This is a genomic window from Kitasatospora sp. NPDC005748 (assembly GCF_040630735.1).
Lineage (GTDB): Bacteria > Actinomycetota > Actinomycetes > Streptomycetales > Streptomycetaceae > Kitasatospora.
Map to the genome: position 1 here is coordinate 37635 of NZ_JBEXYD010000015.1, position 23161 is coordinate 60795.

Below are 23161 nucleotides of genomic sequence, written 5' to 3' on the forward strand. Positions count from 1 at the left end.
TGTGCAGCCGATCATTCGGAGTGTCACGGCCTTCCCGGTAGTGGTTGTCGATTCAAGAGATCGACATTGCTTCGCCCGGGCGGATGAGTTTTAGTTCAGCGACCGCCCGGCATTGGACCGGGTGGCCACCGGGTGGAACGCCTAGTCCTGCCGCTGCCCGGTGGTACGAACCGAACTCTGTACGGCAGGAGCGGGGGACCCAAAGGTAAGTCGCCGGACCGGAATTCACGGTCCGGCTTGGGGTGAAGCCGCGCTATGCGGCCGGGCAACTCCAGCCCGAACCCGACAGCTCACCTCGCAGGCGTCGGAGAGGACAGTTCGCCATGCCCGCACAGGCTCGTCGTATCACCCTGCCCCGCGCCGCCCGCATCGGCATCGCCACCGCCGTGACCGGCGCCGCTTTCGCCCTCCCGCTGGTGACCACCATCAGCGCCCAGGCCCACACCGCTCCGGCCGCCAAGCCCGCGCAGACCTCCACCTGGACCGGCGCCACCAGCGTCGACGCCGCGCCGGCCGCTGCCGCCAAGCCGGCCGCCGAGGCCGCCAAGCCGGCCGCCGCGCCGGCCGAGGAGAGCTACAAGGTCGTCGGCGGGGACACCCTGTCGAAGATCGCCGACGCCAAGCAGGTCGAGGGTGGCTGGAAGGCCCTCTACGACCACAACCGCTCGGTCGTCGGTGCCAACCCGAACCTCATCTTCCCGGGTCAGCAGCTCGCGCTGGGTGCCAAGGCCGCCGCCGCTCCGGCTGCCGCCGAGGCCGCCAAGCCCGCCGCCCCGGCCGCCAAGCCGCAGGTCTCGCAGGACGCGCAGAAGCCGGCTGCCCAGCACGCCGCCCCGAAGCCGGTCCAGGCCGCCAAGCCCGCCGAGGCCCCGGCTGCCAAGCCGGCCGCCCCCGCCGCCAAGCCGGCCGCCCCCGCCGCGAAGCCGGCCGCTCCGGCCGCTCCCGCCGCGCCGGCCGCCGTGGCCAGCACCTCGGGCTTCGTCGCCCCCCTCGCCAACCCGAAGCTCGGCACCGCCTACGGCGTGGCCGGCTCGATGTGGGCCTCCGGTCACCACACCGGTGCCGACTTCGTCGCCTCCACCGGCACCCCGCTGCGCGCCGTCGGCGCCGGCACCGTGGTGAAGGCCGGCAACGGCGGCGCCTACGGCAACGAGGTCGAGATCAAGCTCGCCGACGGCCACTACGCCGAGTACGCGCACCTGTCCTCGATCGGTGTGAAGATCGGTCAGACCGTCACCGCCGGCCAGCAGATCGGCCTCTCGGGTGCCACCGGCAACGTGACCGGCCCGCACCTGCACTTCGAGATCCGCACCGGCTCGGAGTACGGCTCGGACATCGACCCGATCGCCTACCTGCGGGCGCACGGCGTCTCCCTCTGACCTGAGGTCGGACTTCCGCTGGGTGCGGGGCGTACGACCTCCCGGGATGGTCATGTCGGGTGACCGCTCGACCGGGTGGTCGCCGCACCGTCAGCGGATCATGGGCGCGGGACACGCCCTGGCCGGCCCGGCTCGCGAATTTCCTTCGCGAGCCGGGCCGGCCTTTTTCGTGCCCTTCTGACAGGCAGGTGCCCCCCCACGATCAGGGTTTCCATCCGGCGCTTCCGAGTGGTCGGTTCCGTCGTGCGGAAGGCCTTCCGAAAGCCTTTCCGGAAAGCCTTCCTGGGGGGCCTTCCGGGATGTGCCGACGGCCCGTCCGCGGTCGGACGGGCCGTCAATTCTCGGTCGGCGGTCGCGGTGAAAGGAATGGGCTGCCCCGGCGGGGGTCAGGACCGGTGGGCGGGCAGGTCGCTGTTGGCGGCGGTCAGCAGCTGGTGCACGCGGTGGCCGAACTCGTCCGCGTCGCGGGCCGGCTCGGGGAAGACCAGGCGGACGTCGCGGTGGCCGTAGGGGTGGTCCAGGCGGAGCACCAGGCCGTGCCGGTCGAGGGCCAGCGGGCGGACGTCGGGGTGTCCGACGAGCAACTCGCGGTCCAGCAGCCGGGTGAGCACGGCGAGGGCGTCCGGGTGGTCGTCGGCGAGGTGGGTGAGCATCGCCGCCTCGAAGCGCGCCAGCGGGTCGGGCGCGGCCAGGGCGAGGTCGGCGCCGGTGAGGGCGGTGGTGCCGTACGGGGTGGAGAGGACGGCGTGTGCGACGTCCAGCCGCAGGTGGACGCTGAGGCCGTCGTCGGCGAGGTGGGCGAGGTGCAGCCGGCCGGCCAGGGTGAGACGGCCGCGGACGCGGTCGCGGACGGCGACCGGGGCGATGTCGGTGAGGTCCAGGACGACGGCCAGACCGTCCTGCTCGCGGGTCACGGCGAGGGTGAGCGGCGAGTCGAGCGGTGCGCCCAGGCGCAGCCGGGAGCCGTGTACCGAGACCGGGGTGTCCAGGTCGTGGTACTCGCCGCAGGCCCGGATCACCACGGAGGAGGTGGCGCTGAGCAGGCTGCAGACCCGTTCGGCGGCGGTGGGTTCGGGCGCCTCGACGTCGACGGGACTGGGGCTCATGACGACCTCCGTTAGTTAGGTGAGGCTAACCTAATCACTTCGCCAGGGGAGGGCAAGGTGTGCGCGGGTGGTTCGCGGGTCGCGCTGGAGGGTGCGCGGGTCCAAGGGATTGCAGGTGGAGATAGCGAGCGCTTGCAAGTATCCGGCGCTCGGTCGTATTGTCGACGCTGGTAGTTGCACACGCAATCTTCTGTACGCTTCTGTACGCTCTGGAAAGCGGTCCCCTCATGCCCCTCGCGCTCCTGGCGCTGGCGATCAGCGCCTTCGGCATCGGCACCACCGAGTTCGTGATCATGGGCCTGCTGCCCGAGGTCGCCGGCGACTTCTCGGTGTCCATCCCCACCGCCGGCCTGCTCATCTCCGGCTACGCACTCGGTGTCGTGATCGGCGGCCCGCTGCTCACCGTCCTCGGCACCCGGATCCCCCGCAAGGGGATGCTGCTGATGCTGATGGGCCTGTTCATCGCCGGCAACCTGGTCTCCGCCGTCGCGCCCGCCTTCGGTCTGCTGCTGGTCGGCCGGGTGCTCGCGGCCTTCGCGCACGGCGCCTTCTTCGGCATCGGCTCGGTGGTCGCCGCCGACCTCGTCGCCCCGCACAAGCGGGCCGGCGCCATTGCCCTGATGTTCACCGGGCTCACCGCCGCCAACGTGCTCGGCGTGCCGATGGGCACCCTGCTCGGCCAGCACTTCGGCTGGCGCTCCACCTTCTACGTGGTCGCGGCGCTCGGCGCGATCGGCTTCGCCGGCATCGCGGCCCTGGTGCCCGTCCAGCCGCGCGCCGAGGACACCCGGCTCGGCCCGGAGCTGGCCGTCTTCCGCAAGCCGCAGATCTGGCTCGCGCTGAGCATGACGGTGCTCGGCTGGGGCGGCATCTTCGCGATGTTCACCTACATCACGCCGATGATGACCGAGATGGCGGGCTTCGCCCCCTCCAGCGTGACCTGGCTGCTCTTCCTGTTCGGCGTCGGCCTGTTCATCGGCAACCTGCTCGGCGGCTGGTTCGCCGACCGCGCGCTGATGCGGAGCCTGTACGTGATCCTGGCGGTGCTGGCGGTGCTGCTCTTCGCCTTCACCCTCGCCTCGCACAGCAGGGTCGGCGCGATCGTCGCCATTCCGCTGATCGGCGTGTTCGGCTTCGCGACCGTCGCACCGCTGCAGAAGCGGGTGATGGACCAGGCCGCCGGCGCGCCCACGCTGGCCTCGGCCGCCAACATCGCGGCCTTCAACCTGGGCAACGCGCTCGCCGCCTGGCTCGGCGGGCTGGTCATCTCGTCCGGGCTCGGCTACGACGCGCCGAACTGGGTGGGCGGGCTGATGGCCGCCGCCGCCCTGGGGGTCGCGCTGCTCTCCGGCGCGCTGGAGCGGCGGGGGGCCGGCGCCGGTGGCAGGGTCGTGGCGCGCGGTGGAGCGGCCGCCGAGGAGGCGGTCACCGCCGGGCGGTGAGCGCGGACCGCGTGGGGCCCGGACACTCGTCCGGGCCCCACGCGTCGTGTCGAGGCTGGTCAGCCGAGCACGGCTCGCGCGTCTCGGTGGCCGGTCAGCCGATCACGGCCTGTGCGTCTCGGTGGCCGGTCAGCCGATCACGGCCTGTGCGTCGATCTCGACCAGCATCGGCTCCTGCGGCAGCTCGACGAAGATCGTGGTGCGGCAGGGCTTCACGCCGCCCGGCGCGATGTTCTCCTCGATGAACGCGGCGTAGACCTCGTTCATCAGCGGGAAGTCGGCCCGCTTGGTCAGGTAGACGCGGAACATCACCACGTCCTCGATGGTGGCGCCGCCGGCCTCCACGATCGCCTTGACGTTCTCCAGCGTGCGGCGGGTCTGCGCCTTCACGTCGCCGTGGTGCAGGTACTCGCCGGTGGCCGGGTCCTGCGGGCCCTGGCCGGAGACCTGGAGGATGGGGCCCTTGCGGACGCCCTGGGAGAACATCCAGGCCGGGGCGGGGGCGCCGTCGGTGCGGATCTCGGTCTTGTCGCTCTGGTCGCTCATGGGCTTCCTCGGTTGGTGGTGGCGGGTCGGCTGGTCCGGGGCCGGCGGGGCCGGCGGGGCCGGCGGGGCCGGCCGGTTCGGCGGGTCAGCCGGTCTGGGGAGCCTGGGGGTTCTGCCCGCAGTCGGCGGAGACGGCGCGGGCGGTGGCGAGCAGCTGGGGCAGCAGCTCCAGCACCTGTTCGTAAGGGAGGACGACGTCGGGGACGGAGATCGAGGCGGCGGCGACGACGCGCCCGCTGGCGTCCCGGATCGGCGCCGCCACGCAGTTGATGAAGGCCTCGTGTTCGGCGTGGTCCTGCGCCCAGCCCTGGGCCGCGACCTTCTCCAGCTCGGCGAGCAGCGCCTCGGGAGTGGTCAGGGTGCGGGCGGTGTGCGGGGTGAAGTCGATGCCGGCCACCACCCGGCGCCGCTCGGGCACCGGCAGGTCGGCGAGCAGCACCTTGGAGACGGCGGCGCTGTGCAGGGCCGCCCGCAGGCCGATCCGCGAGTACATCCTGACCGGGTGGCGCGAGTCGTACTTGTCGATGTAGACGACCTCCCCGCCCTCGTACGCGGCCAGGTGCACGGTCTGGCCGGTGGCGGCGTTCAGCTCGGCCAGGTGCGGCGCGGCGATCCGGCGGACGCCGCGCTGCTCCAGGGCGAGGCCGGAGAGGGCGAAGAGGCCGGCGCCGAGGTGGTAGCGGTAGGCCGGGTCGCGGTAGACGAATCGTTCCTCTTCGAGGCTCTGGAGCAGCCGCAGCACCGTGGTCTTGTGCACGCCGAGCACCTCGGCGAGCTGGTCCAGCGAGCGCTCGCCCTCGCCGAGCTCGGCGAGGATGCGCAGGGCGCGGGTGACGGTCTGGCTCATCGTGCTCCAAGGGCCGGGGAGGCGGCCGGTCGAGGGTCGGTGACACCGCCCCCGGTCACCGGCGCCGCCGTCGCGGACGGGACCGGCCGGGGCGGCGCCGCCGCGGGCAGTACGGGGGACACGATGCCATCCGCGGAGACCCGGGTGGCGGCCCACTCCCGGGGGGAGGCGTTCAGCAGTGCGGCGACCACCGGCTCGGGCGGCAGTTCGGCCTGGTCCCCGTGGGCGGTCAGCGCGCAGGCGGCGCTGAGGTGGCCGAGCCGCAGCCGGCGGCGCTGGTCCAGGCCGCGGACGCTGGCCGCGAGGTAGCCGGCCGCGAAGGCGTCGCCCGCGCCGGTGGCCTCGACCACCTCGACGGCGAGGGCCGGTTCGGTGACGGCCGCGCCGTCCCGCTCCAGCGCGGTGACCGTCCGGGCGGCGTCCTTGACCACCACGGTGGCGGGGGAGGGGAACCGGCGGCGCAGCGCCAGCGGGTCGCCGGTGCCGAAGGCGGCCTCGCCTTCGTCGGCGCCGAGCAGCAGCAGATCGGCGGCGTCCAGCAGGGGGGGGAGGACGGCCGGGTCGCGGTCCAGCCAGAGCGCGGGGCGCCAGTTCAGGTCGAAGCTGGTCAGCCGGCCGGGGCGGCGGTCGGCGAGCAGGGCGCGCAGCAGGGCCAGGCAGTCGTCGGACAGGGCGGCGGTGATGCCGGACAGGTGCAGCAACCGGGCACCGGCGAGCAGGCGGACGGCGGCCGGGTCGTCCAACAGGGCGGGCGAGAGCGCGGCGGCGGCCGAGCCGCGCCGGTGGTAGTGCAGCCGGCTGCGCCCGGGGCCGAGGTCGTGCCGGGCACCGGTGGAGCCGCCGACCTCCTTGAGGTAGAGGCCCGTCGGGCGGTGCGGGTCGACGGCGACCGCCGAGACGTCCACCCCGCGGGCGGCGACCTCGCCGACCAGGCGGCGGCCGAAGCCGTCGTCGCCCACCCGGCTGATCCAGGCGCTCGACACGCCGAGCGCCGCCAGGGCGCCCGCCACGTTGGACTCGGCGCCGCCGACCGAGAGGCGGAAGTTCTCCACCGCCTCCAGCGGGCCCGGCCGGTCCGGCAGCAGGACAGCCATCGACTCGCCCACGCAGACCGCCGTCGGGGTCCCGGGCGTCGGGCGCGTCGCCGGTCCGCCGTGGGCCACCGGGCCGTCGTGCGCCGACGGTCCGCCCGGTGCCGCCGTCGGGCCCGGCTCCGCCCGGCCGGCCGCCGTCAGGCTGTCGAGCGGAGGGGTGCCCGAGCTCACGGCGGCGTCCTGTCGGGGCATCTGGTGGGCTCCTCGTGTGCTGCGGCTGACCGTTTCCGTTGACCTTCGTCCGGCGCCGATGCTAGAACCGTGATGCCAGCATGTGCAACCCTCGTTGCACATGTTGCAACACGTAAGGAGAACACGGTGGACCAGACCTTCGTAAGCAGCGGCACCGGACCGGGCATCGACACCGGCGCGGTCGCGGCCCTCGCCGACGAGGTGCTCGACTGGCGCTTCAAGGCGCTGCCGCCCGCCGCGTGGGGGTCGACCGTGCGGCACTACCTCGCCACCGGGCCCACGCTCGCCGGTTTCGGCACCCCGCTGCTCACCCTGGACGCCGCCGCGCTCGACCACAATGTGCGGACGATGGCCGACTGGTGCGCCAAGGCGGGCGTCGCCCTCGCCCCGCACGGCAAGACCACGATGGCGCCGGCGCTCTGGCAGGCCCAGCTGGACGCCGGCAGCCACGGCATCACCCTGGCCAACCTGCCGCAGGTCCGGGTGGCGCGGGCGTTCGGCGTCCGGCGGATCCTGCTCGCCAACACCCTGCTCGACCCGGCCGGGCTCGGCTGGCTCGCCGGTGAGCTGGCCGCCGACCCGTCGTTCGCCTTCGTCTCCTGGGTGGACTCCACCGAGAGCGTCCGGCTGATGGACGAGGCGCTGCGCGCGGCCGGCGCCGAACGACCGGTCGAGGTCCTGGTCGAGCTCGGCGGCCCCGGCGGGCGGACCGGCGCCCGCGGGGTCGACGCGGCCGTCGAGGTCGCCGCCGCGGTGCTGCGCGCGCCGACGCTGCGACTGGCGGGGATCGGCGGCTACGAGGGCGCACTGGCCCACGACGCCGGCGCCGACGGCCTGGCCACCGTCCGCGGCTACCTGCGCGCCCTCGCCGACCTGCACGGACGGCTGGCCGGCGGCTACGCCGACGGTGCCCCGCCGATCGTCACGGCCGGTGGCAGCGCCTACTTCGACCTGGTGGTCGAGGAACTGGCCGCACTGCCGGAGGCCTCGGTGGTCCTGCGCTCGGGCGCCTACGTCGCCCACGACGACGGCTTCTACCGGGGGATCTCCCCGCTGGGCCGGGGGGCCGGTCCGACGCCCTTCCGGGGCGCCCTGCACGGCTGGGCCCGGGTGGTCTCCCGGCCGGAGCCGCAGCTGGCCCTGCTCGACGCGGGCAAGCGCGACCTGCCCTTCGACGAGGGCCTGCCGGAGCCCCAACTCGTCCGGGGCGGAACGGTGCTGACCGGCACGGCGGCCCGGGTCACCGCGCTCAACGACCAGCACGCCTTCCTGCGGGACGCCGGCGACCTCGCGCCGGTCGGCGCGGTACTGCGGCTCGGGGTGTCCCACCCGTGCACCGCCTTCGACAAGTGGACGATGATTCCGGTGCTGGACGACGCCTCCGCGGCTGACCCGAAGGTCACCGGGCTGATCAGGACGTATTTCTGATGGAGCCTCAGTCTCCGGTCGACGACCTCGTCTTCAAGGGGGCCACCGTCGTCGACGGCACCGGCGCCGACCGGTACCGGGCCGACGTCCGGATCGGGCAGGGACGGATCGCCGAGCTCGGGAACGGGCTCGGCGGCGCCCGCGAAGTGGACGCCGACGGCCTGGTACTGGCCCCCGGCTTCATCGACATGCACGCCCACTCCGACCTGGCCCTGCTGCTCGAACCCGACCACCCGGCCAAGGTCACCCAGGGCGTCACCTGCGAAGTCCTCGGCCAGGACGGCCTCTCCTACGCCCCGGTCGACGACGGCACGCTGCCCGCGCTGCGCCGCCAGATCGCCGGGTGGAACGGCGATCCGGAGGGCTTCGACTGGGACTGGCGCACCGTCGGCGAGTACCTGGACCGGCTGGACCGGACCGGGCCGGCCGTCAACGCCTGCTACCTCGTCCCGCACGGCTCGCTGCGGATGCTGGCCATGGGGTGGGAGAACCGGGCTCCGAGCGCCCGGGAGCTCGACCGGATGCGCGAACTGCTGGCCCAGGGTCTGGCCGAAGGCGCCGTCGGCCTCTCCAGCGGCCTGACCTACACGCCCGGGATGTACGCCGACACCGCCGAGCTGGTCGCCCTCTGCCGGGTCGTCGCCGAGTGCGGCGGATTCCACGCACCGCACCAACGGTCCTACGGAGCAGGGGCGTTGGAGGGCTACACCGAGATGGTGGAGATCGCCCGCCGGTCCGGCTGCCCGCTGCACCTGACCCACGCCACGATGAACTTCGGCGTCAACCAGGGGCGGGCGGGCGAACTGCTCGACCTCGTCGACCGGGCGCTCGCCGACGGCATCGACCTCACCCTGGACAGCTACCCCTACCTGCCCGGCTCCACCACACTGGCCGCCCTGCTGCCCGGCTGGGCCACCGAGGGCGGCCCGCAGGCCACCCTGGCCCGGCTCGGTGAAGCGGACGCGTGCGAGCGGATCCGGTACGAGGTGGAGGTGAAGGGCAGCGACGGCTGCCACGGGGTGGTCACCGACTGGGCGACCATCCAGCTCTCCGGCGTCCGGAACCAGGAGCTGGCGGGAGCCGTCGGCCGGACCGTCGCCGAGCTGGCTGCCGAGCAGGGCCGCAGCGGGACGGAGGTCTTCCTCGACCTGCTGCGCCGGGACGAGCTGGCCACCACCATCCTCCAGCACGTCGGCCACGAGGAGAACGTCCGGGCGATCATGCGGCATCGCGCGCACACCGCCGGTAGCGACGGCCTGTTGGTCGGGGCCCGGCCGCACCCGCGGGCCTGGGGCACCTTCCCCCGCTATCTCGCGCACTACAGCAGGGAGTTGGGCGTCCTGACCCTGGAGCAGGCGATCGCCCGGATGACCGGCCGGCCCGCCGCCCGGCTGCGGCTGGACCGGCGCGGCCGGATCGCCCCCGGATTCCACGCCGACCTGGTGCTCTTCGACCCCGAACGCGTCCAGGACACCGCCACCTTCGAACAGCCCCGGCGGCCCGCCGCCGGTATCGAGCACGTCTACGTCAACGGCACCGCCGTCGTCCAGCAGGGCCGCACCACGGGCGCCCGGCCCGGGCGCGCCCTGCGCCGAACCGATCGAGGAACCCGAGCCGCATGAGCCCTTCGCCCTTCGTCTCCGACGCCGTTTCCGTGACGGCTGCGGCGGCCGCCTCCGTTCCCGCGGCCGCTTCCGTCCTGGCGGCCGCGCGCGCCGCGCTCGCCGCCGATCCGGTGATCGCCGTCGTCCGTGCCCCCCGGATACCCGACGCCGCCGCGCTCTGCGCCGCGCTCGCCGAGGGCGGCATCACCTGGACCGAATTCACCTACACCACACCCGGTGTGACGGACCATCTGCTCAGGGCGGCGCAGGCCGGCCACCGGGTCGGGGTCGGTACGGTGCTGACCGCCGAGCAGGCCGAGCGCGGCATCGCCGCCGGCGCGTCCTTCCTGGTCACGCCCGGCTGCCGGCCCGAGGTGGCCCAGGTCGGGCACGCCGCCGGGGTACCGGTCGTGCTGGGCGCGCTCACCCCCACCGAGGTCGCGCAGGCCGTCGACCTCGGCGCCGCGGCGGTCAAGATCTTCCCGGCCCGGACCTTCGGGCCCGGCTACTTCAAGGACCTCCGCGGCCCCTACCCAGACGTTCCGCTGGTCGCCTCCGGCGGCGTCAACGCGGGCAACGCGGCGGAGTTCCTGGCACAGGGCGCGCTCGCGGTCTGCGCGGGGACGGACGTGGTGGCGCCGGAGGCCGTCGCGGCCGGGGACTGGGCCGAGATCGCCCGGCGGGCGCGGGTGTTCACCCGGGCCTGCGCCGTGGGCGGCCGGTAGGCGCGGCGGGGCCGGGGACTGGGCCGAGATCGCCCGGCGGGCGCGGGTGTTCACCCGGGCCTGCGCCATGGGCGGCCGGTAGGCGCGGCGGGGCCGGGTCGCCGGGGTAGGCCCGGCCCCGGGGGAGCGGTGCCGGAGGGGGGGCTGTCGGGACGGCCGGGATTGGACGAGAATCGGTGGTTCCGGACCCCGGCACCCGGTAGGAGGATCCACCCCATGACCTCGACCCGCCCCGGCCCCGACTGGTTGGCCGACGCCGTCCTGTACCAGATCTACCCGCAGACCTTCGCCGACTCCGACGGCGACGGCATCGGGGACTTCGCGGGCATCGCCGCCCGCCTGGACCACCTGGCCTGGCTCGGGGTCGACACGGTCTGGCTGAACCCGTGCTTCGCCTCGCCGTTCCGGGACGCCGGGTACGACGTGAGCGACTACCTCACGCCCGCGCCCCGGTACGGCTCCACCGAGGACCTGGCCGCGCTGGTCGAGGCGGCGCGCGGCCGGGGCATCCGGATCCTGCTCGACCTGGTCGCCGGTCACACCTCCGACCGGCACCCCTGGTTCCTGGCCGCCGCCGAGGACCGGGACGACGACCGCTACATCTGGTCGGACCGGCCGGTCGACGGCTTCGTCGCCTCGCCCGGCAGCCGCCCCGGCTGGTACCGGCCGAACTTCTTCGACTGCCAGCCGGCGCTCAACTTCGGCTACGCGCAGAGCCGTTCCGACCAGCCCTGGCGACAGCCGGTGGACGCCGACGGTCCGCGCGCGAACCGCGCCGCGCTGCGCGGGATCATGGCGCACTGGCTGGACCTCGGCCTGGCCGGGTTCCGCGTCGACATGGCCTCGTCGCTGGTCAAGGACGACCCCGGGTTCGTCGAGACCTCCAAGCTCTGGACGGAGCTGCGCGACTGGCTCGACCGCGCCCACCCGCAGGCCGCGCTGCTCGCCGAGTGGGGCGACCCGGCCGCCGCCGTCGCGGCCGGTTTCCACGCCGACTTCTTCCTCCAGTTCGGCGGCGCCGACCACGGTCTGCCGCTCCGCTCGCTGTGGAACAACGGCACCGGCACGGTCGAGGAGTACTGGAAGCAGGGCCCCTGCTACTTCGAGGCCGAGGGCCGCGGCACCCCGCGGGTCTTCCTCGACGCCTGGCGCAGCGCCGCCCAACTCACCGAGGGCGCCGGGTACATCGCGCTGCCCACCGCGAACCACGACTTCTCCCGGCTCGCCACCGGCCCGCGGACCGCCGAACAGCTCGCCCCCGCCTTCGCCTTCCAGCTCACCTGGCCCACCCTGCCGGCGGTCTACTACGGCGACGAGATCGGCATGCGCTATCTTCCCGGCCTGCCCGACGTGGAGGGCAGCACGCTCGGTCCGCGGTACAACCGGGCCGGCTCGCGCACGCCGATGCAGTGGGAGCCCGGGGCGAACGCCGGCTTCTCCACCGCTCCCGCCGAGCGGCTCTACCTGCCGGTCGACCCCGACCCGCACCGCCCGGACGTGGCCACGCAGCGGGCCGACCCGACCTCGCTGCTGCACACCGTCCGGCGCCTGATCGCGCTTCGGCGGGCCCATCCGGGCCTGGGGGCGGGCGGTGCGGTCGAGGTCCGCAGCGTCGGCTACCCGCTGGTGTACACCCGGGCGGGGCGGTACCTGGTGGTGGTCAATCCGCGGCGGGAGCCGGGCGTGGTGCCGCTCGGGTCGGCCCTGCCGGGCGGTCGGGGCGGTGCGGTCCGGCCGGGTGGCGCGGCTGATCCGGTCGCGGTGCGGCCGCTGGACGTGCAGGGGGTGCGGGTGGTCGACGGAGAGCTCCGGGCGGACGGGTTCTCGTACGGGGTGTTCGAGCTGGTCTGAGCAGGGCGGGCCGCGCGGGGGTGGGTCCGGGCTTTCGCTCGTCCGCGAAATGGTTGTACACTGCATCCAGATGGTTGCATTTACCATCTTCTAGGCCCGGCAACGGAGGATGAGACGAACGCCATGAGTGCACCCCAGACCACCGCTGCGGCGCCCACCCCGGGGCACGCGCTCAAGCACCTCGCCGTCCACCTGCTCACCCCGCTGCTGATGTGCCTGGGCATGGCGCTCGCCTACCAGGGGGCGTTCCACCAGCCCGAGCCGCACCACCTGAAGGTCGCCGTCGTCGGCACCTCCCCGCAGGCTCAGGGCCTGGCGGACGCCGTCCGGGCCAAGGCCGGCCCGGCGCTCGACGTCAGCACCCTGGCGACCAAGGACGCCGCCGAGCAGCAGCTGCGCGACCGCGACCTGGTCGGCGCGTTCCTCCCGGACGCCCGGAGCCCCGAACTGATCGTCGCCAAGGGCGGGTCCGACACCTCCGCGATGGCGGCGGAGGCGGTGTTCCGGAACGTCACCGACCAGCAGGGCGTGCCGCTGACCGTCACCGACCTCGCCACGCCCGGCAAGGGCGACCCGACCGGCCAGGGCCTGTTCTTCCTGCTGGTCGCGCTCAGCATCGGCTCCTACGCGAGCGTCGCGGTGATCGGCGCGGCCGGCGCCGCCCTCGGCATGCGGACCCGGGCCCTGGTCGGCCTCGCCGTCTCGCTGGCGGTGAGCGTGATCGGCATCGGCACCGCCGGGCCGGTCTTCCACGTCGTGGACCACGACCTGGCAGCCGTCTGGGCGCTCGGCTGGCTGTATTCGGCGGGTGTCCTCGCGATCGGCATCGGCCTGCACAGCTTCCTGAAGCGGTGGACCACGCTGACGATGATGGTGCTGTTCGTGATGCTGAACTTCACCACCTCGGGCGGCATCTACCGGCCCGAGCTGCAGAACGGCTTCTTCGGTGCCCTGCACGCCTTCTGGACCGGCGCCGGATTCCTGGAGGGCGCCCGCAGCGTCCTGTACTTCGACGGCGGCGCCGGGCTCGGCGGGCACGTGCTGACCCTGGCGCTCTGGCTGGGGCTGGGCGGTGCGGTGATGGTCGGCGCGGCGGCGTATGAGAAGCGCGGCCGGTCGGCGGTCGAGGCGGAGGCGGAGGCCGAGGAGGAGATGGCGGAGGCGGTCGCGGTCTGACCGTGACGCCGGAAGGCTTCACCCGTCGCCACGGGCATCGGCGCCGGGTGGGGATCGGCGGCCCGCGCCCGGCCCCGGACAGGCCGCACGCGGGCCGCCGCGCCGCGCCTCGGGCGGGGTGGCGTGGTCAGGGGCGGCGTGGTCCGGGGCGGCGTGCTTCGGGGTGGCGTGGTCGGGGCGGGCTGGTGAAGCAGCAGTCGCCGCAGACGCCGGTGCCCGGGCCGACCCGGTAGTAGAGGCAGCAACTGGTGCGCCGGAAGCCGGTGCCGCGCAGCTCGCCGGTGTCGGCCAGCGGTGGCCGGCGGAGGACCGCCGCGACGAGGGCGCGGGCCCGGCCGGGGGCCGCGTGGGCGTCGAGCATGCGCAGGGCCCCCGCCAGGGCGGAGGCGGCATTGCCGTCGAGCAGTCTGCCGGAGAGCGGCACGGCGGCCCGGACGGCGGCCGCGAGCAGCGTCAACTGGCCCTGGACGAGCACGTGGTGGATCCGGTCGGCCAGCTGCTCGTCGCTCGCGCGGGGGCCGGTCGGAGCCGGGGCGGGCGGCTGTGGGGGGTGGGGTGCGTCGTGGTGCGGCGCTCGGTGGTCCGGTGTCCCGATGTGGGGCGTTCCGTCGTGGGGCGTTCCGTCGTGGGGTGTCGCTTCGTGCGGTGTCGCCTCGTGCGGTGTCCAGAGGTCGATCGGGCCCTGCTCCGGGATGCGCACGTAGGCGCGGTCGGGGTCCAGCGCGGGGACGGTGCCCAGCAGGACGGCGGCGCCGAGGCCCACCGAGCAGAATCGGGCGGCGAGCCCGAGGTGCAGGATCGAGGCCGCCACCCGGGGTTCGGCGGTGCCGAGCCGGTGGGCCACCACCCGGACCCGCTCGGCCAGCGGCGAGCGGGGCCCGTGCGCGTACAGCTCGCGCAGCGGGCGGAATCCCGGAGGGGCGGCCTCGGCGGGCGAGGCGCCGGAGTCCAGGGCGAAGTACGGTCCGACGGCGGAGAGTCGGCGGTAGTCGGGCGTGCTGGTGGTCATCGGCCGACCGCCCGGGCGACCGGCGGGCACGGGGTCGGCCGGCGGAGCCCGGGGCTGCCTGCGGGCGGGCGGTCGTCGGTCATCGGGCGGTCCTCCGGGGCGGGCCGTGGGGGCGTCGGCCCCGGGACGGTCGAGTGGCCGGTGTCGGCGGTGATGAACGCTACCGCGCCACGGGCGCCCGAGTCCTGGCCCCGGAGCCGCGGCCCCCGCCGCCGGGCGTGCCGAACCTGCGGTCGCCGGGCGTGCGGAACCTGCGAGGAGGGGGATGGCCTCCGGACGTCGCGTCCTCCGGCCTCATAGTTCGATCGTCGACCGAGGTACCAGCGGCAGACCCTGATCCGTCTCGATCTGTCGCCACTGCCTCCTGCGGTCGAACTCCCACAGCTCCTCGCAGGTCCACCTCCATGATGCGCCTCCCGCGCTCCGGGCACCAGGGCTTTTCCCCATGAATCGGGGCAATCTACCCGGCTTCTGGGTGGGTCGGGCGCACCCGCGGCGACCTGGCGGGCGCCTGGGGGTGGCTGCCGCGCGCTACCGCAGCGCGTCCTTGCGCAGGAACCGCTTCAGGCGTTGCCACGGCCAGGTGTTGATCACGTCCTCGGTGGTCAGCCAGGCCCGCTGCGCGGTGCCGACGCCGTACCTCGGGTACGCCAGCTGCGGGGTGGAGTGGGCGTCGCTGTCGATCGAGAAGCGGACCCCGTGGCGCTTCGCCCGCAGCACGTCCTCGTCGCGCAGGTCGAGTCGGTTCGGTGAGCTGTTGATTTCGATCGCGGTGCCGGTCCGGGCGGCGGCCCGGAACACGGCGTCGAGGTCGACGTCGATCGGCCCGCGCCGGCCGATCCGCCGGGTGGTGAGGTGGCCGATGACGTGCACGTGCGGGTTCTCGCAGGCGCGGATCAGCCGGCGGGTCTGGGCGGCGCGGTCGGCCCCGAAGTGCGAGTGGACGGAGGCGACGCAGACGTCGAAACCGGCCAGGAACTCGGCGGGCCAGTCCACGCCGCCGTCCGGACCGATGTTCAGCTCGGTGCCGTGCAGCAGCCGCATCCGCCGGTGCCGGCCCGCCAGTTCGCGCAGCCGCTCGCGCTGGGCGAGCATCTTCTCGTCCGTCATCCGCTGCATCACCAGGTCCGGCGCGTGGTCGGTGACGGCGTAGTACGCGTAACCGCGGGCGGCCGCCGTGTCGATCATCTCCTCCAGGCTCGCCAGCCCGTCGGTGAGATCGGTGTGGGTGTGCAGATCGCCGCGCAGGTCCGCCTCGGTGACCAGCACCGGGAGTTCGCCCTCCAGGGCTGCCTCGATCTCGCCGCGGTCCTCGCGCATCGGCGGCGCGATCCAGGGCAGCCCGAGCGCCGCGTAGACCTCCTCCTCGGTCGCCGAGACCACCTTGTCGCCGCTCTCCGCGTCGAACAGGCCGTACTCGGAGAGCTTGAGTCCGGCCCGGACGGCCATCGTGCGGAGCCTGATGTTGTGCGCCTTGGAGCCGGTGAAGTACACCAGCGCCGCTCCCCAGTCGTCCTCCGGCACCACCCGCAGGTCGACCTGGAGCCCCTTGGCGGTGCGGACCGAGGTCTTGGTCGGCCCGCGGGCGATCACCTCGGCCACCGAGGGGAGTCCGGCGAGCGCGGCCATCAGCGGCGCGGAGTCCTCGGCGGTGGCGAGCACGTCGATGTCGCCGACCGTCTCGCGCATCCGGCGCAGCGAACCCGCGTACGCGCAGCGGGTGCAGCCCGGGACGGCCGCGATCGCGGCGACGATCTGCTCGGCCTGTTCGGTGGCCGCGTCGAGCAGCGTCCGCCCGCCGGCCTGCCGCATCAGCTCGATGCCGCGCAGGATCTGCTCGCCGCTGCGCTCGCCGAACCCGGCCACGGCGCTCAGCCGGTCAGCGCGGATGGCCTCGGCGAGCTGGTCGACGGAGGCGATGTCGAGGTCGCGGTAGAGGGCGAGCGCGCGTTTGGGCCCGACACCGGGAACGGCCGTCATGGCGCGGACCCCGGCCGGGATGGCCGCGCGCAGCGTCTCCAGCGCGTCCATCCGGCCGGTGGCGAGGTACTGGGCGACCTTGTCGGCGGTGGACTTCCCGACGCCGGGGATCTTCTGGAGGCCCTTGGCGTCCAGCCCGGCGATGTCCTCCGGGTGGCCGCCCACCGCACGGGCGGCCTTCTCGTAGGCGCGGGCCCGGAAGGCGTCCCCGCCGGTGATCGAGATCAGGTCGGCGTACTCCTGGAGCAGCTCCTGGACCTGGTCGTTGAGCCGGGTCATGGGGTCAGTCTAGGTTCGGCGGCCCGATCGGGCAGGGGGTGCGGCTCGGTGGCCTCGGGGCGTGCGGGCGCGCGTCGGGGCGTGCGGGCCGGGCCGGTGCGCTCGGGCGGCGCCGTGCGGGCGGTGGCGACCGGACCCCCGTCGGTCGACGGGTTCGTTCCCGGTCGGTCGGCGGGGTACTGTGCCCGGTTCGTGCCCGGGAGCCGGATTGTCACCCGTGCGGCCCGGGCGCAGGCTTGGCGGAGGACCCGGAGCGCGGCCGACTCCGGTCCGCCGTGCGGCCGGCGGCGACGATCGGTGAGGTACGAGGGGCAGGGCGATGGCACGCGGGAAGCTCTGGGGCTATGTCGCGTCGGGCGCCCGGGCGCTCGGCGGGTTCGGTGCGTTCGGCGCCGTCGCCGGGGGCGGCCGGGGCGGTGGTCCGGGCGCGGGCGAGGACGGTACCGGGGAGAAGGCGGGGTTCGGACCCGCGGACGGTCTCGGGCGGCCCCCGGCCGGTGTGATGGCCGGGCCCCGCGAACTCAGCCGCCCGGAGCTGGAGCGGGTGCGGTGGACGGACCGGGCGGAGGGGTGCGGTCCGCGGGCGCCGCACGTCCAGGTGGCCGACGTGGTCCAGCGGGTCCTGCGCGGGGGCGGCCGCGCAGGGCAGGTGGCGGTCCGAATACCGGCCGGCCTGCCGGTGGTGGTCGCGGACGCCCGGCGGCTGGAGTCGGCGCTGGCGGGGTTGGTCGATCACGCGATCAGGCGCAGCCCGTGGGGGGCCAGGGTGCTGGTGCGCGCCGATGTGGTGGACGCCGGTGCGGTGGACCCCGGTGCGGTGGACCCCGGTGTGCGGGACTTCGGTGGGCGGGACGTCCCGGGGGCGGAGGCCGGGGGTGCGGCGGGGCTCGCGAGCGCGGCGGGTGCCGGCGCCGGTCGGGCCCGGGTGGAGCTCAGGGTGGTGGACCGCGGGCAGAGCGAGCTGCCGGAGGCCCGGCAGTGGCTGCTCGCCGGCCTGCGCTCCGCCGGTGCGGCCGGCCCGGCGGTGGACGGCCTGGTCCGTGCGGCGGGCGGGCGGCTGGCGGTGGAGCAGACTCCGGGCGGTGGCCTCACCGTGGTGCTGGCCCTGTCGGTCGCCCGGGAGTGAGACGGGGCACCGCGGACGGGCCGTGACGGTCGGGCGGGGGCGCCGGAAGGCCGCCCGGGAGGACCGCAAAGACTTCTTCGCAAAAACCCTTTGCGAAGAAGCCTTTGCGGTCCTAGGCTGCTGCCATGACCGAAGAGAAGCGGTGGCCGCACAGTCCCGACCCGCAGCGGGACGTCGTGCTCGATGCCAAGGGCCTGCGGGCGCTGGCCCATCCTGTCCGCGTGCAGCTGATCGGGCTGCTGCGCCGTGGCGGGCCGTCCACCGCGACCCGGCTGGCCGAGCAGATGGGGTTGACGTCGGGCGCGACGAGCTACCACCTGCGGCAGCTGGCGGCCGCGGGGTTCGTCGAGGAGGACTCCGAGCGCGGCAACGCCCGCGAGCGGTGGTGGCGGGCGGTCCACCAGCTCACCGTGTGGTCGGACATGGAGCTGGCGGACGAGGAGCCGGAGGCGGCCCTCGGCTACCTGCGGTCCATCGTCGCCGCGCACACGCTGCTCGCCCAGCGCGCGCTGAACGGGTACGAGACCATGCCGCGGGCCTGGCGCCACATCCTCAGCCTCAGCGACATGGCGGTCCTGCTCACTCCCGAGGAGGCCCGCGCCATGACGGAGGAGCTGGCCGCCGTCGTCGGCCGCTACCGGCAGTTCGACGCGGCGGACGCCCCGGCCGGCGCCGAGCGGATCGGGGTGGTCCTCCAGGTGCTGCCCGAGCCCCGAGGGGGCGCCGACCAGGACGACGCCGGACAGGACGACGCCGGACAGGACGGCGTCGATCAGGGCGGCGTCGATCAGGGCGGCGTCGATCAGGGCGGGGCCGGGCGCGGCGGCGGGGAGACGGCGCCTGCGGCCGGCGGGCCCGGGGGTTCGGTCGAGGACTCCGGGGGGCGGTCATGACCGGGTCCACCGCCGTCGAGGCGGTCGCCGCCCCGCGCAGCCTCCGGCCCCTGGTCGGCGTGCTGTCGGCGATGGCCGTCTCGCTCACCGGTACCCGGGTCTCAGCCATCGCCCTGCCCTGGTTCGTCCTCGCCACCACCGGCAGCGCCACCATGACCGGCGTGGTGGCCTTCGTCGAGATGACGCCGTACGTGCTGGTCAAGGCGTTCACGGGCCCGGTGATCGACCGGCTGGGCCCGCGCGTCGTCTCCTGGACGACGGACACGGTGAGTGCCGTCGCGGCGGCCCTGGTGCCGCTGTTGCACGGGCTTGGCCTGCTGCCGTTCTGGCTGCTGCTGGTCCTGGTCGCGACGGTCGGCGCGGTGCGCGGCCCGGGGGACTTGGCCAAGGAGGTGATGGTCCCCGAGGCGGCCGACCACGCCCGGGTGCCGCTGGAGCGCGCCACCGGGCTGTCCGGGGTCACCGAGCGGCTGGCCTCGACGATCGGCCCGGCGGTGGGCGGCGGGCTGGTGGCGCTGCTCGGTCCGATGGCCGGTCTGACGCTGAACGCCGTCGCGTTCGGGCTGGGTGCGCTGGTCGTGCTGGTGGTGCTGCCCCGGGGGATGGGCCGGGGTGCCATCGCACCGGCCACCGCGAAGTCCGCGCGCGCCGCCGAGTCCGTCGAGTCCGCGCAGCCGACGCGGGCCGACGGGCCGGCCGGCTACTGGCAGATGTTCCGGGAGGGCTTCACCTTCCTGCGCGGCGAGCCGCTGCTGCTCACCGTGATCGTCATGATCGCGGTGACCAACCTGCTGGACGCGGGCTTCATGACCGTCCTGGTGCCGCTCTGGGCGCAGCAGTCCGGGGGCGGCCCCGCGGCCATCGGGCTGACCGGCAGCGCCTGGGGGATCGCGGCGGTGACGGGGAGCCTGATCGCGGCGGCCGTCGCCCATCGGCTTCCGCGCCGGGTGGTGTTCTTCGCGGGCTTCCTGCTCTGCGGAGCACCGAGGTTCCTGGTCCTCGCCCTGGACGCGCCGATCGGTGTAGTGCTGGCGGTCTTCGCGGTGGGCGGCTTCGGTTCCGGCTTCCTCAACCCGATCCTCGGTGCGGTGACGTTCGAGCGGGTGCCGCGCCACCTGCTGGGCCGCGTCGGAGCCCTCGGCGACTCGCTGGCCTGGGCCGGCATCCCCCTCGGCGGTCTCCTCGCCGGCGCGGCCGTCGCCCTGTCCGGCCTGATACCCGTGCTGCTGGTGGGCGGCGGGCTGTACTTCGCCACCACCTCGCTGGCGGCCCTGCGGCCCGAGTGGCGGGAGATGGACCGCCTGCGGGGTCGCGGGCCGGCGGCCGACCCCCGCGAGGCCGAACGGTCGGCGCCGCCGGTGCCGTCGCCGCCCGGCGCCGCGGAGTCGGGCGCCGGGGCGGACCGGCACCTCCTCTCGGTGGCCGGGGCCAAGCCCGACGGCTGAGTCGGGCGGGCCCGACGGCAGGCCGGCCGAGCGGTTCCGGCGGCCGCCGCCGGTCGTGCCGCGCGGTCGTGCCCTTGGTTCGGGCCGTCGGCTCGTGCCACCGGCTCGTGACGCCAGTTCGTGACGCCAGTTCGTGACGCCCACTCGTGACGCCGGTTCTTGAGGCCGGTTCGTGCCACCGGCCGGTGCGGCAGGTACCGGCCGGCCGGGGCGACAGCCCACGGTGTGCGCCCTCCACGCTCGAAGCGCGCCCTTCGTGCTCCGTTCCGGCAGTGAACTGTCTGGGCGTCAACTGGACCGCTGACCTACCATGTTGGTGGGCGAAGGACGGGGGTGCGGGGTGGCGAACGGGGGCTCGGGGTCCGGGCGGCGGCTGGAGGGCGCGATCGCCTGGGCGCTCAGGAACTCGGACGGTGTCGTCGCCTTCTGCGGCGCGCTGACCGTCGGGTTGCTCGACATGTTCGGGGGAGTGCTCGGTGACAACGTCGTGTCGGGTGCCACGCTCCTGGTGCTCGCCGCGGTGGTCTACGGGTCGCTGGCCGAGCGCAAGCGCCGGATCGCCGACATCCGGGAGGCCACGGCCGGCGCGCGGCAGGCGCTGGACAGTCTGACCTCGGTGCGCGAGCTGGCCGGTATGGATCTCGAACGGGCCCTGGAGGGAGCCCGGCAGGACACCGACCGGTGGGTCTTCAAGGGCGGCACCGGTACCTATCTGCGGGCCGTGACCCTGCCCGAGTGCGTGCGGGAGGCGCAGCGCAGGCGCCGTTCGCTCACCGTCAAGATCGATATCGTGCACCCCGGGGACGAGCGGGCCTGTGCCGCCTATTCGCGGTTCCGCGAGACGTTCAGCAGCCGGCGGGACTCCGTCGCGCAGGACGGCTGGAGCGTCGAGCGCACCCGCAAGGAGTCGTACGCCACCGTGCTCGCCGCCTCGTGGTACCGGCAGCGGCTCGACACCCTGGAGATCGACGTCCACCTGTCGTCCGTCGTCCCGACGCTGCGCTTCGACCTCTCCGCGTCCTGTCTGATCATCACTCAGGACGATCCGCGGCGGGTCAGCCTCTACGTCGAGCGCGGGCGTCCGCTCTACGACTACTACGTCACCGAGCTGCACCACTACCGGGAGCAGGCGCTCAAGCTCGACCTGCGGGACACCGAGCCGCTCAGCGAGGACCCCACCGTCGACGAGGCCCGGCGGCTCTTCGAGCAGCTCGGCATCCCCTTGCCGGCGGCCCTCTCGGACCGCGACGTCGGCGACATCATCGACAGGGCGCTGCACGCGGAGAACCCCTACCGCAGGTAGCCGCCGGAGGCGGGAGACGATGGACCTCTTCACGAGACTCGACCGGGCCGCCGGGCGGACCGGGGCGGCGGCCGAACCGGGTGAGCCGGACAGACCGGCCGGCCAGGACGGCTGGGCCGGCCAGGACGGCCGGGCCAGCCGGGCAGATCAGCACAGCCGGGGTGGCCCGGGCGCGCCGTCCGAACCAGGCCTGCCCGAAGAACCGGGCGGGCTCGACGGGCTGGTCGGCGGGATCCTGGCGGAGATCGCCTCGGGCAGCAGACCCCTGCGCGCGGTGGCCCACCCGCTCGGCTTCTACTGCCTGCCGGTCCTGCGGGAGGGCGCGTGCGGGGTCTGCGTGCACGTCTTCGGGCCGGTCATGCCCGGTCTGCGCCGGGCGGCGCACCCGCCCCCGCAACCGGCGGCGCACCCGCCCGCGCCTCCGCCGGAGATCCACTGCCACAGCTGGGAGTTGAAGAGCAGCGTGCTCTACGGGCGGGTCGGCAACCTGAGGGTCCGGGTGCTGGACGAGCCGCGGCGGCCGACGCACCGCGCCTTCGAGGTGTACAGCCGCACGGGTGCGGACGAGATCCGGCCGACCCCGCGACTGGTGCGCTGGGAGCCGGTGGTGGAGCAGCGCAGCGCGCGCGGAGAGACGTACACCCTGGCGGCCGGCGAGTTCCACACCACCCTCCTCACCGGGGCCGCGTCGGCGGCGACGGTGGTGCTGGGGCGGTCCGTGCCCGGCTCGGTGGACGTCGTGCTGGGGCCCGTTGACGGTCCGGCCCGCCGGGTGGTGCGCCGGCTCTGCGACGCCGACCAGACGGCTCGGATCGCCGGAGAGGCAGCGAGGAGGATCAGTGGACCCGATCAGGCAGCGTGACGGCGCCCCGGCGTTCCCGTTCGCGTTCGAGTGCGGTGTGGCGGTGCGGGCCGCCGAGGAGGCGGGGGCGCTGCTGAGCGCCCGGTTCCAGGACGCCTTCGGGGTCTGCACGAAGGGCGAGGACGGTGATGTGGTCACCGAACTCGACCTCCAGGCCGAGGCCCTGGTGACCAGCCGGCTCGCGGAGTGCTTCCCGGGCGACCGGATCGTCGCCGAGGAGGGCGGTGCGACAGCGGGCGGTGCCGGCGGTGCGGCGTCGGGCCGCACCTGGCTGGTGGATCCGCTCGACGGCAGCAACAACGTGGTGATCGGGCTGCCGGCCTATGTGGTCGGCATCGCGCTCTGCGTGGACGAGGAGCCGGTCGTGGGGGTCGTGCACGACCCCGTGATCGGCCGGACGTGGTGGGCCGTCCACGGTGCCGGTGCCTTCGGCCCGCAGGGACGGCTCTGCGGTACGGCGGGTGCGGCCCGTTCGGCGCGTGCGGTCGCCGCGGCCCGGCCGGTGCTCGCCTGGACCCAGGGGCACGGCATCGCGACCGACGACCGGCTGCTCCGGGCGCTGAAGTCGGAGCTGGAGGCCGGCTCCCAGCGGCTGCTGCAGCTGTGGGCGCCGCTGCTGGCCTGGTCGATGCTGGCCCGGGGCGACATCGACGGCTTCGTCGGCTATCTGCCGGAGGAGATCGACCTGCCCGCCGGGTACCTGCTCGCGGCGGAGGCGGGTGTGGTGGTCCGCGGGTTGGACGGCGGCCGGTTCAGCGGGCGGATCGGCCGGCCGGACACCGCGCGGAGCTTCGTCGCGGGCCGACCGGAGGCGCTGCCCTATCTGCTGGACCTGGTGGCCCGGGCCGCCTCGGCCGCCGGGCACGGCTGAGGC

General features: G+C 74.7%; 19 protein-coding genes and 1 riboswitch. Of the genes, 13 read left to right on the forward strand and 6 right to left on the reverse strand.

What is annotated here, in order from left to right:
* Positions 1-158: 158 nt before the first annotated feature.
* A riboswitch (cyclic di-AMP (ydaO/yuaA leader) is annotated at positions 159-319 on the forward strand.
* 4 nt (positions 320-323) lie between these two features.
* Positions 324-1379, forward strand: coding sequence for a LysM peptidoglycan-binding domain-containing M23 family metallopeptidase (locus ABZ495_RS14340; RefSeq protein WP_359806341.1), 1056 nt, complete (start codon positions 324-326; stop codon positions 1377-1379).
* A gap of 386 nt (positions 1380-1765) precedes the next feature.
* Here ABZ495_RS14340 and ABZ495_RS14345 read toward each other — a convergent pair whose 3' ends face one another.
* Positions 1766-2485, reverse strand: coding sequence for a DUF2470 domain-containing protein (locus tag ABZ495_RS14345; protein WP_359806338.1), 720 nt, complete (start codon positions 2483-2485; stop codon positions 1766-1768).
* A 227-nt stretch (positions 2486-2712) separates the two neighbouring features.
* On the opposite strand from ABZ495_RS14345, the gene ABZ495_RS14350 reads away from it, so the two are divergent.
* A complete protein-coding gene (locus ABZ495_RS14350) occupies positions 2713-3927 on the forward strand; it encodes an MFS transporter (RefSeq protein WP_359806336.1) in 1215 nt (404 codons plus the stop codon).
* A 129-nt stretch (positions 3928-4056) separates the two neighbouring features.
* Here ABZ495_RS14350 and ABZ495_RS14355 read toward each other — a convergent pair whose 3' ends face one another.
* The 3 genes from ABZ495_RS14355 to ABZ495_RS14365 form a co-directional block, all read right to left on the reverse strand.
* Positions 4057-4473, reverse strand: a complete 417-nt coding sequence (locus tag ABZ495_RS14355; protein ID WP_329490901.1) for a RidA family protein — start codon at positions 4471-4473, stop codon at positions 4057-4059.
* A gap of 85 nt (positions 4474-4558) precedes the next feature.
* Positions 4559-5320: an IclR family transcriptional regulator gene (locus ABZ495_RS14360; RefSeq protein WP_329490902.1), complete on the reverse strand. Its 762-nt coding sequence runs from the start codon at positions 5318-5320 to the stop codon at positions 4559-4561.
* A complete protein-coding gene (locus tag ABZ495_RS14365) occupies positions 5317-6606 on the reverse strand; it encodes a sugar kinase (RefSeq protein ID WP_359835945.1) in 1290 nt (429 codons plus the stop codon). Before ABZ495_RS14365 ends, ABZ495_RS14360 begins: the two co-directional genes overlap by 4 nt.
* A gap of 126 nt (positions 6607-6732) precedes the next feature.
* Between ABZ495_RS14365 and ABZ495_RS14370 the strand changes: the two genes are divergently transcribed.
* The 5 genes from ABZ495_RS14370 (at position 6733) to ABZ495_RS14390 (ending at position 13390) form a co-directional block, all read left to right on the forward strand.
* Positions 6733-8034 (forward strand): alanine racemase, encoded by a 1302-nt coding sequence (locus ABZ495_RS14370; RefSeq protein ID WP_359835946.1) that lies wholly within the window; start codon positions 6733-6735, stop codon positions 8032-8034.
* Positions 8034-9656: a D-aminoacylase gene (locus ABZ495_RS14375; RefSeq protein WP_359835948.1), complete on the forward strand. Its 1623-nt coding sequence runs from the start codon at positions 8034-8036 to the stop codon at positions 9654-9656. The genes ABZ495_RS14370 and ABZ495_RS14375 overlap by 1 nt, the downstream gene beginning before the upstream one ends.
* Positions 9653-10363 (forward strand): bifunctional 4-hydroxy-2-oxoglutarate aldolase/2-dehydro-3-deoxy-phosphogluconate aldolase, encoded by a 711-nt coding sequence (locus tag ABZ495_RS14380; protein ID WP_359835950.1) that lies wholly within the window; start codon positions 9653-9655, stop codon positions 10361-10363. The genes ABZ495_RS14375 and ABZ495_RS14380 overlap by 4 nt, the downstream gene beginning before the upstream one ends.
* A gap of 216 nt (positions 10364-10579) precedes the next feature.
* On the forward strand, positions 10580-12214 hold the full coding sequence (locus tag ABZ495_RS14385; RefSeq protein WP_359835952.1) for an alpha-amylase family glycosyl hydrolase: 1635 nt from the start codon (positions 10580-10582) through the stop codon (positions 12212-12214).
* 123 nt (positions 12215-12337) lie between these two features.
* Complete coding sequence (locus ABZ495_RS14390) at positions 12338-13390, forward strand: hypothetical protein (RefSeq protein ID WP_359806318.1); 1053 nt, start codon at positions 12338-12340, stop codon at positions 13388-13390.
* 127 nt (positions 13391-13517) lie between these two features.
* Here ABZ495_RS14390 and ABZ495_RS14395 read toward each other — a convergent pair whose 3' ends face one another.
* Entirely contained in the window at positions 13518-14399 is an 882-nt protein-coding gene (locus ABZ495_RS14395; protein WP_359835954.1) for a (2Fe-2S)-binding protein, read from the reverse strand.
* Between the two features lie 531 nt (positions 14400-14930).
* Complete coding sequence (gene polX / locus ABZ495_RS14400) at positions 14931-16658, reverse strand: DNA polymerase/3'-5' exonuclease PolX (RefSeq protein WP_359835957.1); 1728 nt, start codon at positions 16656-16658, stop codon at positions 14931-14933.
* Positions 16659-16977: 319 nt separating this feature from the next.
* On the opposite strand from polX, the gene ABZ495_RS14405 reads away from it, so the two are divergent.
* The 6 genes from ABZ495_RS14405 (at position 16978) to ABZ495_RS14430 (ending at position 23158) form a co-directional block, all read left to right on the forward strand.
* Complete coding sequence (locus ABZ495_RS14405; RefSeq protein ID WP_359835959.1) at positions 16978-17784, forward strand: hypothetical protein; 807 nt, start codon at positions 16978-16980, stop codon at positions 17782-17784.
* 125 nt (positions 17785-17909) lie between these two features.
* Positions 17910-18677, forward strand: coding sequence for a winged helix-turn-helix domain-containing protein (locus tag ABZ495_RS14410; RefSeq protein ID WP_359835961.1), 768 nt, complete (start codon positions 17910-17912; stop codon positions 18675-18677).
* The gene (locus ABZ495_RS14415) at positions 18674-20122 is read left to right on the forward strand and encodes an MFS transporter (protein ID WP_359835963.1); all 1449 of its coding nucleotides are present in this window, start codon (positions 18674-18676) and stop codon (positions 20120-20122) included. The genes ABZ495_RS14410 and ABZ495_RS14415 overlap by 4 nt, the downstream gene beginning before the upstream one ends.
* 340 nt (positions 20123-20462) lie before the next feature.
* Positions 20463-21425, forward strand: a complete 963-nt coding sequence (locus ABZ495_RS14420) for a hypothetical protein (protein WP_359835965.1) — start codon at positions 20463-20465, stop codon at positions 21423-21425.
* A 19-nt stretch (positions 21426-21444) separates the two neighbouring features.
* The gene (locus ABZ495_RS14425) at positions 21445-22287 is read left to right on the forward strand and encodes a hypothetical protein (protein ID WP_359835967.1); all 843 of its coding nucleotides are present in this window, start codon (positions 21445-21447) and stop codon (positions 22285-22287) included.
* On the forward strand, positions 22265-23158 hold the full coding sequence (locus ABZ495_RS14430; protein WP_359835969.1) for an inositol monophosphatase: 894 nt from the start codon (positions 22265-22267) through the stop codon (positions 23156-23158). Before ABZ495_RS14425 ends, ABZ495_RS14430 begins: the two co-directional genes overlap by 23 nt.
* Positions 23159-23161: the final 3 nt, after the last annotated feature.